An 18,499-nucleotide genomic window follows, 5' to 3' on the forward strand; every position below is an offset into this window, starting at 1 on the left:
AATCTGTCCCCCGCGGTCTCAACCATCCTTCATCATTTCCAGAACCAGATGTTCAAAAGATTTTTGCGGTTTGACTCTCATCTCAATGCTCAAAAAACAGGCGGGCAAGGCCAATTTTTCCATTGGCGCCAATTTGATTTCATCCTTTTCCGTGGTCACGATCATCTCCGCTCGGGCTTCCTTCGCCGTGCGTTCAATAAAGGCCAGATCTGAAGAATCATAGCGGTGATGATCCGGATAGGCCAGGAACTCGACGATTTCCGCGCCTAAAGACTCCAGTGTTTTCCGGAACTGTTCCGGGACGCCGATGCCGGCAAAAGCACAGATCCGTTCCCCCGCCAGGTATTGGAGATCCATCTTCCGTCCCCCATCCAGGGAAATCAGGGCGCAGGGTTGGTGGATCCCTCTGAAAATCGGGCTGCTGCGCAGTAAAACCGCCCCGGAGTCTCCGGTTTCAACCTGAGTCCCTGCCGCTTCTCCCGAAGTTCTATTATGCATTCCCCCTGTCCGGATCACGATGTCCGCCCGTCGCAGGGCCCTTGTCGGCGGTTCGCGCAAAGGTCCCCTGGGCAGAAGAAAACCGTTCCCCCATGGCCGGTCGGAATCCAGCAACACGATGTTGATATCCCGGAAGAGACGGCGATGCTGGAAACCATCGTCCAGAATAAGGACATCGGCGCCCATGCGTTCGATCGCATTTCTGCCCGTGAGACAGCGGTCCGACCCGGTCAGAACGGGAATCCCGGGGACGCTTCGGGCAATGAGCACCGGCTCGTCGCCTCCCTCCAGCGGACTCATCAGGATCGAAGCTCCGTCGCTGACAATATTGACCGGCGCCTTTCCTTTTCCTCCGTAACCCCGGCTCAACACTGCCGGACGATATCCTAAGTCCTTGAGCAGGCGTGCCAGCAGGATCACCATGGGCGTTTTTCCCGTACCGCCCGCGGTGACGTTCCCCACGCTGATCACCCTGCAGGGCAGTCTGACGGACCTGAAGAGTTCCCGATCATAGAAATCGTTTCTGAGGACAACCCCAACTCGGTAAAACAGGGAAAAGACTTCCAGCAGGAGGGCGAAGGGGCTTCTATCTTTACGGGGCCCGGGATCCTCCCAGAGCCGGCGGCATCGTTCTCGAACATTCATGTGAATTTCCGTCCATCAGGAATCGTTCCGCCCAACCTCTTCCCCGACCTTGTCTTCCTTGAATTGCAACTGATGGAGTTTGTAATATTCCCCTCTCCGGGCCAGCAGCGTTTCATGGGCGCCTTCTTCCACAATTTCGCCCTTGACCAGCACGACGATCCGGTCGGCATTGCGGATCGTGGACAGACGATGGGCGATCACCAGGGTCGTCCTCCCCTTCATGAGACGTTCCAGGGCCTCTTGAACTTCCATCTCCGCCTCCGTATCCAGAGACGAGGTGGCTTCATCCAGGATCAGGATAGGGGCATTCTTCAGCAGCGCCCGGGCAATGGAAATCCGTTGACGTTCTCCTCCCGAAAGCTTTGTGCCCAGTTCGCCGATGACCGTATCGTATCCTTCAGGAAGATTCACAATGAAATCGTGGGCATTGGCCGCTCTGGCCGCCTCGATGATCTCCTTTTCCGAACAGCCCTGGCTGCCGTAAGCGATATTGTTTCTCACCGTATCGTTGAACAGGATCGTCTGCTGCGTGACGATCCCGATCTGACGGCGCAGCGATATCAGCGAGACATCACGGATGTCATGCCCGTCGATGAGGATCTGCCCGGCAGTCACATCGTAAAAACGAGGGATCAGATTGACCAGCGTCGTTTTTCCGCCGCCGCTCATTCCGACAAAAGCCACCACTTCGCCTGCACGGATGGTCAGATTGATGTTCCGCAACACCGGTGTATCATCATAGGCAAAGGAGATATTGCGGATTTCGATTTTTTCGGATATCCGGGGAAGCTCCACGGCTTCATCCCGGTCGACAATATCGGGAACAAGATCGATGATGCTGAAAACCCGCTGGGCGCCGGCAATCCCCTGCTGAATCGTGTTGTTGACGTTCGTCAGCCGCTTGACCGGTTCGTAAAGCATGATCAGCGCCGTCAGGAAGGAAAAAAAGGTACCCGGGGTGGAAGACCCCTTGATGACCTGGTAGCCTCCATAAAAAATGATGGCGGCAATGCCGATTCCACCCAGAAATTCCATGAAGGGACTGGAAAGGGCGTTGATCGAAACAGATTTCAGGGCCAGATGCATCAGCTTCTCGTTTTCCCTGGCAAAGCGCTGATTTTCATGGGCTTCCATGCAGAAGGCCCTGACAATGCGCGTCCCGGAAATGGTCTCCTGAAGGAGGGTGGTGAGACTGCCCATGGTCACCTGGGTCCGGGTGGCGACGCTTCTCATTTTCTGACCGAATTTGGCAATGGGATAAATCGTCAGGGGGAAAACGATCATGGCGATAATAGCCAGCTGCCAGTCCCGGTAGAAGATGACGAACACCAGACAGATCAGGGTAAATGAATCTTTCATGAGACTCGTCACCGCGTCGGATACGGTGCCCTGAATGGAATTCACGTCATTGGTGATCCGCGACATGAGAACGCCCGTGGGATTTTTCGAAAAGAACGACAGAGACTGCTTCTGGATCTGTTCATAGAGCCGGTTCCGCAGATCGGCAACGATCCGCTGGCCGATGAAACTCATCAGTATGGCCTGGAAATAACTGCATCCCCCCTTGACCAGATAGATCAGGATAATCGCCAGGGGAATCCATTTGAGCATTTCCGCATTCCTGTCGAGAAAAATGTCATCCAGGGCCGGCTTGACAAGAAAGGCCAGGGATGACGTTAAAGCCCCCGCGATCAGCATGCAGACCATGGCCACCGCGAATCGAGGGGCATGAGGTCTGGCCAGTTTTAAAAGGCGTTTAAAGATATCCATTCGTTGATTTCCTTCAAATCTTCTCGGCTTGCAGCCGCGATTTCCCGCCAAGCCGACCCGACGGTCTATGGCAGAGAGTCCGGGATTCTTTCAGAGTGTCAGCAATCTGATTTTTTTATGAGTGTCAAAGCCATAACAGCCGCCCGCTCAGCCGCTCCCGGCAGTCCCAGTTTGTCGCGAAGATGGGAGAGCTCTTCCTGAATTGCTTTACGTCGGTCGGGTTGGCCGAGGATCGCCAGGATTTCCGCGGCAATCCGCTCCGGATTGGCAGCGCCCTGAATCAGCTCCGGGGCAACGGTTTTCCCGGCGACAATGTTCACCAGACCGATATGATCGACGGAAATCAGCATCCGCCCGATCAGATAGGAAAGCGCCGAGACTTTATAGATGACGATCAGGGGCGTTCCCAGAAGCGCCGTTTCCAGAGTGGCCGTCCCGGAAACCACCACCGCCGCATCGGCGGCAGCCACCGCATCGTAAGTCGCTCCGCGAATCAGACGGACCCCAGGTGGATCCGCCTTCGCGATTTGATCTTTCATCCATGTCTCGTCCAGCGTGTTCGCCATGGGCAGCAGAAACTGCACGGGACAGATATTTTCCGTCAGAATCCGCGCCGCCTTCAACATGACGGGAAGCAATCGCGTGACCTCTCCCTTACGGCTGCCCGGCAGAAGCGCCACGGTCGTCACGTCCTCCCGCAGCCCGAACATGCGCAGAGTTTCATCCCTTGAAGAGGTTGCCTGAACGACGTCCAGCAGTGGGTGGCCGACAAAGGATACATCGACGCCCGCCTGCCGATAAAGCGGCTCTTCAAAGGGCAGAATAACGGCCATGCGGTCAACGAGTCCGCTGATGGTTCGAAGCCTGCCTTTCCGCCATGCCCAGACCTGGGGAGAGATATAATAAAACACCGGTATGCCGTTTTTCTTTGCCGATCGGGCAAGGGGCAGATTGAAGTCGGGATAGTCGATGAGAATAACGAGATCAGGCTTCAGGAGTTGCATCGACTTTTTCAGGCGATGCATGACGGTGAGAATTCCCCGCAGTTTTGACGCCACTTCGGTCAGTCCGACAACTGCCATATCGGCCGCGTCGGCCCACAAATCCACGCCGGCAGTCTTCAGGTTGACGCCTCCGATTCCGTAAAAGCGAATGCCGGGTTCTCTCTTCACCATCGCCCCGACCAGAGAGGCGCCGTGAAGATCTCCAGAGGCCTCACCCGCCACAATGAGGACAAGTTTTGAATTCACCGGAGGCTTTTGTTATCCGCCAGAGGCCCGCCTGGCCTCTTGAATGCGATCTACAATTTTCAAGGCCACTTCCAGGGACTGCCGCCCCTCCCTTCCGGTCACGGGAGGCGGCGATCCGGTCTGTATAGCCTGAACAAAGGACCGGACTTCAGCCTCGAGAGGATCGTGGGAGGGGATGTTCAAAGGAACTTCCGCAATCTCGATCCTGCCGTCCGGATGCGTTTTCTTCTGCAGAGACTGAACCTTCCTGGCAGCGCAATCGGCTGAATGATAACCGTTGGTTTCAAAAAACCGGATCTTCTGCATGGTTTTGGCGGTCACCCTGCTGGCGGTTACATTCGCCACACACCCGTTCGTGAAGGTAAGACGCGCATTGGCAATGTCCACTTTGTCGGAAAGAACAGACACCCCGACGGCATCAACATGCTTTACGGAAGATTTCACAAAGTGAAGGATGAGATCCAGATCGTGAACCATGAGGTCAAGAACAACGTCAACGTCCGTTCCGCGTTCGAAAAAAGGATGGAGACGGTGAGCCTCGATAAAGACCGGCTTTTTCATAACACCTTCCAGAGCGGCAATAGCCGGATTGAAGCGCTCCACAAATCCGATCTGAAAAACGAGTCCGCCTTTCTCCGCCAGAGCGACCAGTTCATCGGCCTGCGCCAGCGTTTCCGTGATCGGTTTCTCAAGGAGCACATGAGCGCCGGCCTCCAGAAAATCACGGGTCACGGAATAATGCGCCCCTGTCGGCACAGCAACGCTCACGGCGTCCACCCGCCCGAGGAGCTGCCGGTGATCGTTAAAGGCCTCGCAGCCGAAGAGATCCGCCGCCTTCCGGGCTCGTTCAGGCAGGCTGTCCGATGCCCCGACGATCTCCACATCCTCAATTTTCGCATATTTCTGCAGATGATAGTTTCCCAGATGACCGATGCCGACAACGCCCACTCGAATTTTTTTCATGATTTCCCTGTCATTTCTTTGTTGTTAATGGCAAACGCCCCGTTCCGAGGTCTGTATAAAATCAATAAAGTGACGGACTTCAGGTGTATCGGCCACGGTCTGCCGCACTTTTTCCAGGGCGTCTTCACGTCGCAGTGATGAGGAGCGGAAGATGATTCGATAGGCCTCCTTCAGAGCGGAAATGGTCTCTTTGCTGAATCCCCGGCGCTCCAGTCCGATAAGATTGAGCCCGTAAAGTTTTGCATGATTGCCCGCCGCGGTCACATAAGGAGGCACATCCTGCGTGACCGCCGATGCCCCTCCGATGATGGAGTGCGCCCCGATCCGCGTAAACTGGTGAATTCCCACCATGCCGCTGATGATCGCGTAATCATCCACATGAATATGGCCGGCCAGATGGGAACCATTGGAAATCACGATATGGTTTCCCAGTTTGCAGTTATGGGCCACATGACAGTAGGCCATGATCAGATTGTGGTCCCCAATGATGGTGACGCCGATATCAGCGGATGTCGCCCGGTTCACGGTCACATATTCGCGAAGCACGTTATAATTTCCGATAATGACCCGTGTTTTCTCACCTTCATATTTGAGATCCTGAGGATCGCCGCCGAGGGAGCAGAAGGAAGAAATCCGGCACCCTTCCCCGATATCCGTATCCCGTTCGATAACGACATGAGATCCGAGAAATGTGTTTCTCCCAACGGTTACCCCGGGACCGATGACGCTGTAAGCTCCAATTTCGACGCCTTGCGCCAGCCGCGCGTCAGGCGATACGATTGCAGTAGGATGAACTGTCATATTACTTTGTTTCCTCTTTTTCGCGACTTGATTCCTTTTCTTTCTCGACTTCCTTTTTCATCTCCGAAAGCTTTTCCAGAGTCTCAATCCGCTTTCGAAGATCATTCAGCAGATGACGCATATCCGGCAATCGGGGCAGACAGGACATCGATCGCAGCCAGTTGCGGTGGGGCTGACAAGGCGAACCGGAAACGACGGAGTTGGCCGGTACGTCTTCATGAACACCACTCTGAGCGCCGACCATGGCGAAATCACCGATCTGCAGATGGCCCACGAGACCGGCCTGACCGCCTAGGATCACACTTCTTCCCAATCGGGTGCTTCCAGATATACCGACCTGGGAAACAATGATCGATTTCTCCCCGATAACGACATTATGAGCAATCTGAACCAGATTGTCGATCTTGACCCCCCGCTGGATCCAGGTCCGCCCGAGTGTCGCCCGATCGATGGTCGTGTTGGCCCCGATCTCTACATCATCATCGATTTGAACAATTCCGATCTGGGGAATTTTGATGTTGTCCCTACCCGGATTGGCAAAACCAAACCCATCGCTTCCGACCACGGCGCCGGCATGAAGAATCACCCGTTTACCAATGAGACATCGTCGATATACACAAACGTTGGGATAAAGAATGGAGTTTTCCCCGATCACGGCATCCCGCCCGACAAAGACTCCGGGGTAAAGAACCACACCAGCGCCTATTCCGGCCCCACTGCTGATATAGACGCCGGGATAAACCGTCGCTGAAGGGGAAATCTCAGCGCCCTCCTCGACAATCGCCTGCGCGCTGATCCCCGGTTTTTCCCTCTCTTCGGGATAAAAGATCGTCAGCAGCTTTCCCAGGGACACATAGGGGTCATCGACCTGGATCAACGTCACATTTTCTCCGGGACGTTCCGTGTCTCTGGTAACGAGAACCGCCGAGGCCCCTGTTTCATTCAGCTTTTTCTCATACTGCGGATTGGCGACAAACGTGATGTCTCCTGGACCGGCTTCATCGATTCCCCGAACCGCTTTAATCAGAATCCCGCCGTCGCCCACAACCTTACCACCCAGGAAGTCAGCAATTTCATTAATCGATTTTTTCACTGCCAGATTTCTGCCCCTTCTCCTTTCGAGTACGGCTTCCCATTCAATCCGCCGTTTTTACTTTTTCGGTTTGTAGGTACGGTCGAATTCAGCGAGGACCTGTTTCGTCAGATCTTTTTCCTTTACAAAAAAGAGAGCCGTTCCGATATCAAAGACCGCCGTATATTTTTCCTTCGCCGCGATTGTGCTGATGACTTTCATGATTTCCGGAATCATGGACCGGGACAGTTCCTGATCCCGCTTCTGCATATCTTCATTGGCATCCTTGACCATCACCTGGTAGTCATGAAATTTCTTCTGATACGCGCTTTCCTTTTCTTTCAGTGCGGCTTCCTTGAGAATGGAACGCTGTTTTTCCAGTTCTTCCCTGAGTTTTTTCAGTTCCGTTTCCTTTGCCTGAATCTGGGTCTTGTTTTTTTCAAAGGTTTTCTTGAATTCTTCCGAAGCCTTTTTCCCCGCATCGGAATTGACCATGATTTCCCTGACGTCCACGAAACCGATTTTTTCTTCGGCTCCGGCCATCGACACTGAACAGAGAAACAACAATCCCAGAACCAAAGGCAATACCCTCAAAATTTTATTTCTCATGAAATATCTCCCCCTTACGATCTAAACTGATTTTTTTGTAAACAATCCCGTTGCATGGCGAAAAAATACCGTTTCCTTCACCAAATTTCAACGGCACTCACAACTTTTCACTTCATTAATCCCATATGGACCAGCGTCGGCAGGATTACAGACCGGAGTACAATGATCTTCCATGAGGACATGGCGGCCGATCATTTTTACATGAACATCCCAATGGTAAATTCCCAGCGGCTTGCCGATTCGTCGTCCTTGGGGTCAAGAACGTATCCCCATTCGAGCCGGAGCGGTCCGATGGGCGAATACCAGCGAATGCCGACACCCGCCGTCTGACGCAGATCGTCGAGATGGTAACCGCTTTCCCAGGCATTGCCGGTATCATAAAAAATAACGCCCTTCATCCCGGCATTCTTGATCAGGGGGAAGATGAAATCCACGTTGACATTGAACATCGTCGTTCCGCCGATGACATCTCCCGTTACAGGATCCTTGTACCCCACATCCCGCAATCCGCGGAGGGAATTAATCCCCCCGAGGACAAACCGCTCATAGACGGGAAGCTTTTCGCCGCTGTGAGACTCGATGTATCCGCCCCGGACTCTCGTTCCCAGAACGGTTTCCAGCGGCAGAGGAAAGAACCATGCAGAGGTGATTCCATACTTCGTGAATCCCGTGTCTCCCATCAGGGGTCCCCCGGTATATTCCACGGACACGCTGTTTTTCGATCCCCTGGAGGGAAAGATATAATCATCCGTCGTATCCCGCGTCAGTGTGAGGGTGACGCCGCTCGTCGTCGTCTCGCCTTCCTGGTCCTTCACGATCCATGAGGCATCCTCCTCGATTTCCGTTACATCATCTATTGTGAAACGATAGCCCACATAGCCGGTAATGCGATACTTCGGCAGGATGGGATATCCCAGGGTAATTCCGACTCCCTTGGTATCCAGATCGTAAGAGTCATATTCCCGCGCCGAGTTCCAGAGATCGAACTTGCTCCACAGGGGCATATCCAGCAGATAAGGCTCCACAAAGGATATTTCATAAAGGTTGTACTCGGATCCCAGGTTGGCCCTGACGCTCAGGGACTGTCCTCGTCCGAACAGGTTCTGCTGGGAGACCTGCGCAGTCAGGATGGCTCCGTCCTGACCGCTGTAGCCGGCGCCGATGCTGAAGAGACCCGTTGGTTTTTCCTTGACGCGGATGTTAACGTCGGTCTTCGTTTCATCCGGACCTTTTTCCGTCTGAAAATCGATTTCCTCGAAATATCGCAGTCGATTGAGATTCGCGTAACTCTTCTTCAAATTCGTACTGTTGTACAGGTCCCCTTCGGTGATGGCCAGCTGCCTTCGAATAACCTTGTCCCGTGTTTTGGTGTTGCCGCTGATCGCGATCCGATTGAAGTAAACATGTTGTCCCTTGGTAATTTCAAAGACGACATCCACAGTCTGGGTTTGTTCCTGAGGCGCGATCCGCGGATTGACGTCTGCATAGGCATACCCTTCGTCATTGCAGGCCTGGGTCAGATATTCGAGATCCTTCATGATAGCTTCACGATCGTAATTTTCCTTCTTCGCGATCTTCAGTTTCGCTATCAGATCCTGCCTGGAAACGGTCAGTTCATCGCCGGCGATCTCGACTTTCCCGACCCGGAACCGCTTCCCCTCGTTGACGGGAATCTTGATATAAATGCCTTTCCGGTCATGGGTGATTTCCGATTCCCCCACCTGGGCGTTCATGAATCCGTTGTTCAGATAAAAGACGTTCAGCTTGGCGATATCCTGTTTCAACTGTTCTCTCTTGAGAATGCCGGAATCGGTGAAGAAATGAAGGATGCTCTTTTCCGATGTGGACATCATGTTGCGAAGCTCTTTATCGCTGTAGGTCTCATTTCCCTCGAAGCTGATCCCCTCGATGAACAGCCGCTCGTTCTCCTTGATCTCATAGACGACCCGCATGTCCTTGGGGCCGGAACTTTCTATCCGATCCTTGATCTCGGCGTTGTAATACCCTTTGCTGTCATAAAGCTCCCTGATCTTCAGGATATCGGCCTTCACCTTCTCCGCGTTGAGAATCTGCCGGGGTTTCACGCCCAGCACCGCTTCGATGTCGCTTGTGCCGACGGCCTTGTTTCCTGTAATCTTGACCTCCGCGATCATGGCCTTTTCCAGAACGGTGAAGACGAGAATCCGGCCTTCAGGGGAGTCCGTAACTTCCGCCGATACATTACTGAAATATCCCATCCTGTAAATGGCCTTGATATCCGCCGAGATATCCCCTTCGGAGAAAAGACCGCCCTTCCGGCTTTTCAGTACCTGCTCGATGGCACTGGCCCCGATCTTGCGATTTCCCTGAATTTCGACTCCGGCGATGCGCTGTTCCGGCGCGATTTTCAACAGAATTGCCGATTTGACCTCCCCGGCCAGTTTTTCGATCTGAGCCCGTCCCCTTCCCTGGATAAAGAGGGGCGGCATGCGCTTCCCCTGACGGATATCCAGAATTCGCACATCGGCGCTGAGGGTTTCCCCGAATTCAGAGAGACTTCCCATAACGACATAGTCGGCTCCTTTATCGCGGCCGATACGGAAGCCCAGCGCCTCGCTGGCCGCCTGACCGGCCAGGAGATCCGCATACGCGCTTTCCTCAATCAGCACGATCTTTCCAGATCTCCGAAGCTCACTGGAAAGATTACGGGAAATCACCGCCTGCAATGAGGCTTTATCCGCAGAGGTAAAAACGTCGAAAGGAAAAATTACGATACGTGCCGCCTCCTGGGCCGGAAGGTTCCCCACGGCCAGGAAAAACGCGACAAGTCCGATCAGGCAGATTCTGTGAAACATAAGGTACATTCTTTTATGCACAGGTCACTATTTCTCCATCCCGCAAGCCGATGCTTCGCGACATTCTACCGGCTAAAGACTGATTATGGGTCACCACGATCAGGGTAATCCCCTTTTGCCGGTTAAGTTCCAAAAGAATATCCTCTATTTTCCGACCGGTTTCCGTATCAAGATTTCCCGTGGGCTCATCGGCGAGAAGAATTTCCGGTTCCATGACCAACGCCCGGGCTACGGCAACCCGCTGCTGCTCTCCTCCGGAAAGCTCCGAAGGCTTGTGCGTCATCCTATCACCAAGACCCACATCATGCAATAATGTTTCCGCTCTTTCGAGGGCGTTTCGCCTGGGCATGCCGCTGATCAGGGCCGGCATCATCGTATTTTCAAGGCTGCTGAACTCTGGAAGCAGATTGTGAAACTGAAACACAAACCCGATGGTCCGATTCCGGAAAGAAGCCAGCTTTTTTTCCGGCCAGTTGAAGACATCCAGACCATTGAAAAGGACTTCTCCTGAAGTCGGATGATCCAGCGTTCCCAGGATATGGACGAACGTCGTTTTACCGGCTCCGGAAACCCCGAGAATAGCCAGCGAAGTCCCGTCTTCAATTTTCAGATCCAGCCCTCGCAGCACTTCGATCCGGTTGCCGTCTTTGATGAACGTCTTCTTGAGATTCCTGACCTGGATCACAAAGCCGCCCTCCGGAATAGAAACTTATTCATTGCGCAGCGCCTCCGCCGGATCGAGCCGCGCCGCCCTGCGGGACGGATAGAGTGTGGACAGGAATGAAATGAGAATCGATCCAGCTACAATGATCGCCACATCCGTATAATCCACACGGGAGGGCAGTTCACTGAGATAATAGACATCCCCCGGCAGGATCTTGAATCCGAAGAGGTTCTCGACAAAAACGGACAGGCCGGACAGATTATGCGCCACAGCCAGTCCCGCGATGCACCCCAGGGCCGTTCCGATCGTCCCGATGGTCAATCCCTGGAAAACGAAGATCTTCATGATGCTGCCCGATGTGGCCCCCATGGATTTCAGGATCGCGATGTCCTTGTTCTTTTCCATGACCACCATGATCAGGGTGCTGATGATGTTGAAGGCGGCAACCAGCACGATCAGACTGAGAATAATGAACATGACCCTCTTTTCCAGTTTCAGCGCGGCGAAAAGATTCTTGTTCATCTCCATCCAGTGCCTTGCCCAGTAGGGATAGCCGAGTTTTTTCTCTATCGTCCGGGCGATGGTATCCGCGCGATAGATATCGTTGACCTTGATCTCCAGCCCGGAAGCCACATCATCCAGATTCAGGAAGGCCTGGCAATCCCTGAGGGAAAGATAGGCCAGCGTGGAATCATACTCATAAAACCCCGAATCGAAGATGCCGACCACCACGAATTTTTTCATCCGGGGTACGTACCCCATCGGGGTGGAGATCCCCATGGGCGTAATGATGTAAACGGAGTCATGAAGGATCAGCCCGAGATTTTTCGCCAGCTCCCTGCCGATGACAATTCCGGGAAGAACTTCCGGCTCCCCTTCGGTCGCGCCATCCCGGCGCACCGGTTCGGCAAGGGCCTGGACACTGCCGGCATGCATCCGCCCGAGATCGATGACCCCGAAGGCGTCTTTTAAAGAGAGCCCCCTCAGGACAACGCCGCTCATGCCGTTTTCACTCTTCAGCATGGCCTGACTGTATATGAAGGGAGTGGTGGCCACAACCCCCGGCACCTCTTTCACCTCCTGCATGACCTGGACATAGTTTTTCATCATGCCCTGGTATTCCATGAGAACAATGTGCGAATTGATTCCCAGGATTTTGTTGCGCAGATCCGTCTCAAAACCGTTCATCACGGCAAGAACGATGATCAGCGCCGCCACTCCCAGGAAGATGCCCGCAATGGAAATGAAGGTGATGATGGAAACGAAAACCTGCTTCCGCTTTGCCCGGAGATAACGAAGGTTTATGAAAAATTCATAGGACATGTTTTATAAACGCGCTGACTTAAATGGATTTTCGGTCCGGAATCTGCCGTCGGATTCTCAGTCCGTTTCCTTATCCCGCTTCCGCATGTGGGGGAACAGGATGACATCCCTGATGGACGGTGAATCCGTGAACAGCATGACCAGCCGGTCAATCCCGATCCCCTCGCCGGCCGTCGGCGGCATGGCGTATTCAAGGACGCGGACATAATCCTCATCCATGACGTGCGTTTCCTCATTCCCCTCTTCCCTTTCCCTGGCCTGCATCAGGAAACGCTCCCGTTGATCCTGAGGATCATTCAACTCGGAAAAGGCATTGGCGATTTCTCTGCCGGCTATGTAAAGTTCGAAGCGGTCGGTCAGGGAAGGATCTTTCCCGTTGCGCCGGGAAAGCGGAGAAACCTCGACCGGATAAAGAGTAACGAACGTGGGTTGCACAAGCTCTTTTTCCACGACCTCTTCGAAGATGGCGGTTACGAGTTTTCCCAGCGGTTCCGTCTTTCGAACTTCAAGTCCCAGTTTGCAGGCATAGGCATAGGCCTTCTCCTGATCCTCCAGCACGTCGGGATCGATGTCATGATGCCGCAGAATCGACTCCTTGACCGATATACGGGGCCACGGCGGGGTCAGGTCGATATCCATTCCCTGATACTGGAATTTCAGGCCGCCGAAAATTTTCATTGCAACAGAAGCAAACAGTTCTTCTGTCATATCCATCAGGTCCTCATAAGTCGCATAGGCCTGATAGAATTCCATCATCGTAAATTCGGGATTGTGGAATGTGGATATCCCTTCATTACGGAAGTTCCGGTTTATTTCGTAAACCCGTTCCATCCCGCCGGTAATGAGACGTTTCAGATACAGTTCGGGGGCGATACGGAGATAAAGATCCATCCCCAGGGCGTTGTGATGCGTCTCGAAAGGGCGCGCCGTGGCGCCGCCAGCCTTGGGCTGCATCATGGGCGTCTCCACTTCCAGAAAATCCCGCTCATCCATGAACTGACGGATGGCATTGATGATCCTGCTCCGGGTAATAAAGACCTCCCGCACCTTCGGATTGACGATGAGATCCACATGACGCTGCCGATACCGGGTTTCGACATCCGTCAGACCGTGCCATTTTTCCGGCAGAGGCCGGATGGCCTTGGACAGAAGCATGAATTCATCAGCCTCAATGGTCAGTTCCCCGGTTTTGGTCCGGATGGGCCTGCCGCCTATGAAGACGATGTCCCCCACGTCCAGGCGCTTGAAAAGCGCGTAACTCGCATCCCCGATGCTGTTCCGGTGAAGATAGGCCTGGATTCGTCCCTTTCTGTCCTGAATATTGATGAAGGCCGCTTTTCCGAAATTCCGGATGGCCATCATTCTTCCCGCCAGAGTAAACCGTTCGTTGAGCCCCGCCAGAGCCTCATTATCGGCATCCTTGAAGCGTTCCAGAATCGACTCGGTTGTAACGCCGACACAGACGCCATTGGGATACAGATCAACCCCCTCTGCTTTCAGGGCGCTTATCTTTTCAATCCGTTTCCGTAAAAGTTCACTTTCTTCCATAATTTCCACCCTTACGCTTTTTAGAAGGCGAACTTCACTATCTTTTTTTTCCCCATTAGTCAAGAGGGTTTTGGAAAACCCTGAATGTCCGGTGGCCCCGGTCTTCTTCCAACGAAAATCCCTTTCCGAGATTGCCAATCCGGAATGATTTGTGTATAGGGAAAAGGATCGGCATTAAATTCAAAAAAGGAGGATAACGAAAATTCCATGATTAATAAAGCGATCCTGATCGGCAGACTGGGAAAAGACCCTGAAGTGCGCTACACGCCTGACGGCGCCATGGTTACAAGTTTCAGTCTGGCCACGGACAGGCAGTGGAAAGATAAAAACGGGGAGAGAGCACAGGAAACGGAGTGGCACAACATCGTTGTCTTCGGCAAGCTGGCGGAGATCTGCGGAAATTATCTTGCCAAGGGACTTCTGGTTTATATCGAAGGCCGGATCAGGAGCCGTTCCTGGGAAGGAAAGGACGGCGTTAAGCGCTATACGACTGAAATCATCGCTCAGGACATGAAAATGCTCAGCCCGAAAGGGGCTGATCGCGGGGAGGTCCGAACGCAGGCTGAAGGACACTTCTCGCCTTTCAATGATTTACCGCCGCTTCCTGAAGATGACGTCCCCTTCTGATGTCAGGCCGCCTTACACAGACTGACAGAGCGCGTCGACTTCTTCCTGCCGTCCCGTTATCCTCTATATAAAACACAAACGGGTATAAGGCGGAGGGAAGCCATACATTGATTCCGAATGTAAAATGAAATTTCCGGATATCCGGCAGCGGGGCCTTTACGCCGTTCGCCTCGCTGCCGGAAGGGACAGGGCCCCACGCGGCGAACGGCATTCTTCAAAAGGCTCTTCTATTTCGGCTCGATCTTCTTGGGACGGGAGTTTTCGTCGATCTCTTCAGATTCATTTGATGCTTTCTTGAAGTTCTTGATTCCCTTACCGATGGCGCCCCCGATTTCCGGAAGTTTACCGGCGCCGAAGATGATCAGAATGATCACCAGGATGATCAGCATTTCAGGCATACCGATTCCAAACATAAATCTCTTTCTCCTTTGCGCTTGCGCGATCTTTCATGAAATGAAGCGAATCTGCACGATTCTTCTCATTTTGTCTGCCACCATAAAATAACATTCTGTTCTTGTCAAACAGATCGTTGAGGCTGCAATCTCCTGCTGCGTCACCGATTTCAGGGAAGACGGAGGTGGGCCACCTGCCCCCGCTTGCCCAGATTTTCCAACTTTCGCCCCTGAAACGAAACACTGACTCCAGCCGCGTTTCCGATATCCAGTATAAAGTGCTCCCGAGCTGTACGGTTTATCCGTTCCCCCGGATTCAATATCACCTGAGACGCCGCTCCGTCATCGGCACGAATCTGCAGCCACGTCCTTTCTTTCGCCTCGATAACGAGTTGGTAACGTCCCGAATTTTCTTCAGCTTTTTGTTCAGAATCAGGAATACTAGCAGAAATCCGAGGGTAGACATCCTGAACGGTTGATTGCTGCAGATTGACCGGCCGGGCGATCTCGGGCCGCAAAGCATCGGGCAGTGTCCGGGAAGACGCTGCCGGAATAAAAAGACCTTTGTCGCTGTTAACCGCGCCATCGTCCCGGTTCGGCAACTTAACCTGAGGGATTGGTCCCTCATCATTTTTTTCACCGATGAATGAACTGATTGCGGAATTGCCGGCGTACCAGCAGGAATTCAAAGACCAGACCAGAACACCGATCAGAATCAGAGCGACGGCACCTATGGCAAAGACCTTCCAATACCGCCTGTGATTGACAGCGGAAATGTCCGCATCGTCTTTTTGAAGAACCGGCGGCGCAGTCTGTTCCCTTTCCTTCGTGAAGTGATCCAGGAGCTCCTGACTGTCGACACCGAGAAAATCGGCATAGGTTCGAATAAAGTTACGGGTATACACCCCCGGCGGCAAAAGATGAAACCTGTCGTTTTCAATCGCATCCAGAATCGAGACGCTGATCCGCGTCTTTTCGTTCACATCCTTCAAGGACAATCCTTTGGATTCCCTCGCGGTTTTCAATCCGGAGCCCAGCGTTTTCAGATCTTCGTTATCCTGTTCTGAACCCATGATCCTCCTTTCTCTCCCCCGGCCTTCTTCCTTTCATAAAGGCTTTTCTGATTAACATCAATTCGCAGGCTCCGCAACACAAAGTTATTCCAATTCCGCATCAGAGATGGTATCAGGACAGCAAGACCTTCAAGAATTTCTGCACAGGAGACTTCACGGAATGAATGCGTTTACCGAATTTGCCGTTTCGACAGCGAAGGAAGCAGGACAGCTTCTCAAAAGCCGGCTGAACACCCCCCATACCATCAATTACAAAGGGGTCATCAACCTGGTCACGGAAGCGGACAGGATGTCTGAAACCCTCATCCTGGAACGTCTTCAGAAGCGGTTCCCCGACCATTCATTCCTGACGGAAGAATCACCAGCCGGCGACAAAGATCCGGAATGCCGCTGGATCATCGATCCCCTGGACGGAACCACAAACTACGCCCACGGCTATCCCGTCTTCTGTGTTTCCATTGCGCTGGAACGTAGAAAACGCATCGTTACCGGGGTCGTCTACAATCCCATGATGGATGAACTGTTTTTTGCGGAAGAGGGGCAGGGGGCCTGGCTGAACGGCCAACGGATTTCGGTATCGCACATATCCGATCTTTCCCGTAGCCTCCTCGCCACGGGATTTCCCTACGACATCCGGGAAAGTGAATTCAACAACCTGAACTATTTCAATTCCCTGGCCAAACAGGCCCAGGCTGTTCGGCGCGCCGGTTCCGCCGCCCTGGATATGGCTTATGTCGCTGCAGGCCGGTTTGACGGCTTCTGGGAATTGAAACTGATGCCCTGGGATACCGCCGCGGCCTCTTTGTTGATCATGGAAGCGGGCGGCATCGTTTCCGATCTCTCCGGCCTGGAGTTTTCCCCCGGCTCCCCTCATGTGCTGGCGTCCAACGGAAAAATCCATCGGCAACTGATTGACGCCCTTCAAAAAACACCCTGAATCCCTGATTACCCGATTCAAGCGGCACCATAAGGGAGTGAAGCCCGGTCTGTGCCGCATAAGCCACATTCAAAGACATCCCGTATCACCGCTCTCAGGGTCGTCAGTGTAAACGGTTTGGTGATCGCCCCGCTGAATCCATACTTTCGAAAGGATTGCACCACGGGATCATTGGAATAACCGGTCGCGATCAAGGCTTGGACATGGGGATCGATCTCGCGCATTTTCAGGAGTGCCTGTTTCCCGCCCATGCCGCCCCGAACGGTCAGATCGAGGATGACCAGGTCGAAAGGCCGTCCGGCGTCCAGGGCTTCCCGATGCAAATTGATGGCGGTTTCTCCGTCGGCAGCCGCAGCGACGTCATAACCCAGATAAGACAGGATCTGTTCCATCACCTGCCGGACCATTTCCTCATCATCCATGACCAGGATTCTTCCCTTGGCTTCTTTCGATGCCGGATGGATATCTTCACAGGACAGGATTTTCTCCTCGGGAGAGGCGGGGAGATAAACGGTAAACACTGAACCTTTCCCGACTTCGCTCCGGCATGATATCAGCCCGTCATGTTTTTTGACAATGGAATGGCAGATGGCCAGCCCCAAGCCCATCCCCTTGAGGTTGCCCAGCGGCTTGGTCGTAAAATAGGGATCAAAGATCCGGGAGCAATGTTCTTCCGAAATGCCCCATCCCTGATCCTCCACCGACCATTTAACATATGCACCCGCCTTGAGCCCAAGATTTCCCTTTTCCGGAACGCGGACATTTTCCGCGCGAACACCTGCTTCTCCTCCATCAGGCATGGCCTCCCGGGCGTTCCGCACCAATTGGAGTATAACCTGCTGGATCTGGTTCTCATCAACAAGGACAGGCCACAGGTTTCCCGGCAGGTCAAAGGCACAGCGCACCCTGGAACCGCTCAGTGCGATGCCGACCGATTCCTTCAGCAGGCGATCCAGTTGATGGATTTTCTTCAGGGGACCACCCCCTTCGGAGAAGGTGATCAGCCGAGAGGTCAGCTCCCTGGCCTGGATACAGGCCGCCTCCGCCCGACTCAGCTCTTCGAAGATCTGTTCATCCTCTCTGGCAGAAATTTTTGCCAGGGTGATCGTCCCCATGACAATAGCCAGCAGGTTATTGAAATCATGGGCAATACCTCCGGCAAGAACACCTATGGATTCCAGTTTGCGGGTACGGATGAGTTCCTCTTCCATCAGCTTCTGCTTCCGGATTTCTTCAGACAGAGCCAGGTTGGACTTTTCCAGTTCGAACGTCCGTTCCCGCACCCTCTGCTCGAGATTTGTTTTCAGCAGTTCCAGTTCAGCATTTTTCCTGCGCAATTCTTCGAGAATTTCCATATAATTCAATATGGCATCCTCATACTCCTCTTTAGCCAGGAAATAATCGTTTTCCAGATGTTTCAACCGGATAGCCATGTCCTCGATCTGACTGTTCAACCTTCGGGCTTTGGAATCCTTCAGCAGGTCTTCGTTCAT

The 18,499-nt window shown here is 53.3% G+C and carries 16 protein-coding genes; 2 read left to right on the forward strand and 14 right to left on the reverse strand.

Annotated elements, in window-relative coordinates; translation table 11 throughout:
• Window positions 1-18 precede the first annotated feature (18 nt).
• The 11 genes from lpxK to lysS form a co-directional block, all read right to left on the reverse strand.
• On the reverse strand, window positions 19-1,143 hold the full coding sequence (gene lpxK / locus SYN_RS10670) for a tetraacyldisaccharide 4'-kinase (RefSeq protein ID WP_011418142.1): 1,125 nt from the start codon (window positions 1,141-1,143) through the stop codon (window positions 19-21).
• A gap of 15 nt (window positions 1,144-1,158) precedes the next feature.
• Window positions 1,159-2,913 carry a lipid A export permease/ATP-binding protein MsbA gene (gene msbA, locus SYN_RS10675; RefSeq protein ID WP_041585010.1) on the reverse strand — a complete coding sequence of 585 codons (1,755 nt, stop codon included), beginning with the start codon at window positions 2,911-2,913 and terminating at the stop codon, window positions 1,159-1,161.
• Between the two features lie 98 nt (window positions 2,914-3,011).
• On the reverse strand, window positions 3,012-4,163 hold the full coding sequence (lpxB, locus tag SYN_RS10680; RefSeq protein WP_011418144.1) for a lipid-A-disaccharide synthase: 1,152 nt from the start codon (window positions 4,161-4,163) through the stop codon (window positions 3,012-3,014).
• Window positions 4,164-4,175: 12 nt separating this feature from the next.
• The gene (locus SYN_RS10685; protein WP_011418145.1) at window positions 4,176-5,126 is read right to left on the reverse strand and encodes a Gfo/Idh/MocA family protein; all 951 of its coding nucleotides are present in this window, start codon (window positions 5,124-5,126) and stop codon (window positions 4,176-4,178) included.
• 24 nt (window positions 5,127-5,150) lie between these two features.
• The gene (gene lpxA / locus SYN_RS10690; RefSeq protein WP_011418146.1) at window positions 5,151-5,927 is read right to left on the reverse strand and encodes an acyl-ACP--UDP-N-acetylglucosamine O-acyltransferase; all 777 of its coding nucleotides are present in this window, start codon (window positions 5,925-5,927) and stop codon (window positions 5,151-5,153) included.
• Window position 5,928: 1 nt separating this feature from the next.
• Window positions 5,929-7,020, reverse strand: a complete 1,092-nt coding sequence (gene lpxD / locus SYN_RS10695) for a UDP-3-O-(3-hydroxymyristoyl)glucosamine N-acyltransferase (RefSeq protein WP_011418147.1) — start codon at window positions 7,018-7,020, stop codon at window positions 5,929-5,931.
• A gap of 57 nt (window positions 7,021-7,077) precedes the next feature.
• On the reverse strand, window positions 7,078-7,608 hold the full coding sequence (locus SYN_RS10700) for an OmpH family outer membrane protein (RefSeq protein ID WP_011418148.1): 531 nt from the start codon (window positions 7,606-7,608) through the stop codon (window positions 7,078-7,080).
• A gap of 197 nt (window positions 7,609-7,805) precedes the next feature.
• Complete coding sequence (bamA, locus tag SYN_RS10705) at window positions 7,806-10,442, reverse strand: outer membrane protein assembly factor BamA (protein ID WP_049749980.1); 2,637 nt, start codon at window positions 10,440-10,442, stop codon at window positions 7,806-7,808.
• A gap of 13 nt (window positions 10,443-10,455) precedes the next feature.
• The gene (locus SYN_RS10710) at window positions 10,456-11,127 is read right to left on the reverse strand and encodes an ABC transporter ATP-binding protein (RefSeq protein ID WP_011418150.1); all 672 of its coding nucleotides are present in this window, start codon (window positions 11,125-11,127) and stop codon (window positions 10,456-10,458) included.
• A gap of 24 nt (window positions 11,128-11,151) precedes the next feature.
• Complete coding sequence (locus tag SYN_RS10715; RefSeq protein WP_011418151.1) at window positions 11,152-12,429, reverse strand: lipoprotein-releasing ABC transporter permease subunit; 1,278 nt, start codon at window positions 12,427-12,429, stop codon at window positions 11,152-11,154.
• 57 nt (window positions 12,430-12,486) lie between these two features.
• A complete protein-coding gene (gene lysS, locus SYN_RS10720; protein WP_041585011.1) occupies window positions 12,487-13,977 on the reverse strand; it encodes a lysine--tRNA ligase in 1,491 nt (496 codons plus the stop codon).
• Between the two features lie 207 nt (window positions 13,978-14,184).
• Between lysS and SYN_RS10725 the strand changes: the two genes are divergently transcribed.
• Window positions 14,185-14,604, forward strand: a complete 420-nt coding sequence (locus SYN_RS10725; RefSeq protein ID WP_011418153.1) for a single-stranded DNA-binding protein — start codon at window positions 14,185-14,187, stop codon at window positions 14,602-14,604.
• Window positions 14,605-14,831: 227 nt separating this feature from the next.
• Here the strand turns inward: SYN_RS10725 and SYN_RS10730 are convergent, their stop codons facing one another.
• Window positions 14,832-15,017: a twin-arginine translocase TatA/TatE family subunit gene (locus SYN_RS10730; protein WP_011418154.1), complete on the reverse strand. Its 186-nt coding sequence runs from the start codon at window positions 15,015-15,017 to the stop codon at window positions 14,832-14,834.
• 149 nt (window positions 15,018-15,166) lie between these two features.
• Entirely contained in the window at window positions 15,167-16,069 is a 903-nt protein-coding gene (locus SYN_RS10735) for a helix-turn-helix domain-containing protein (protein ID WP_011418155.1), read from the reverse strand.
• 160 nt (window positions 16,070-16,229) lie between these two features.
• Here SYN_RS10735 and SYN_RS10740 point away from each other — a divergent pair, with 160 nt between their 5' ends.
• On the forward strand, window positions 16,230-17,006 hold the full coding sequence (locus SYN_RS10740; RefSeq protein ID WP_041585012.1) for an inositol monophosphatase family protein: 777 nt from the start codon (window positions 16,230-16,232) through the stop codon (window positions 17,004-17,006).
• 17 nt (window positions 17,007-17,023) lie between these two features.
• Here SYN_RS10740 and SYN_RS10745 read toward each other — a convergent pair whose 3' ends face one another.
• Window positions 17,024-18,499, reverse strand: coding sequence for a hybrid sensor histidine kinase/response regulator (locus SYN_RS10745; protein WP_011418157.1), 1,476 nt, complete (start codon window positions 18,497-18,499; stop codon window positions 17,024-17,026).

The sequence above is a fragment of the Syntrophus aciditrophicus SB genome (assembly GCF_000013405.1).
GTDB classification, from domain to species: domain Bacteria; phylum Desulfobacterota; class Syntrophia; order Syntrophales; family Syntrophaceae; genus Syntrophus; species Syntrophus aciditrophicus.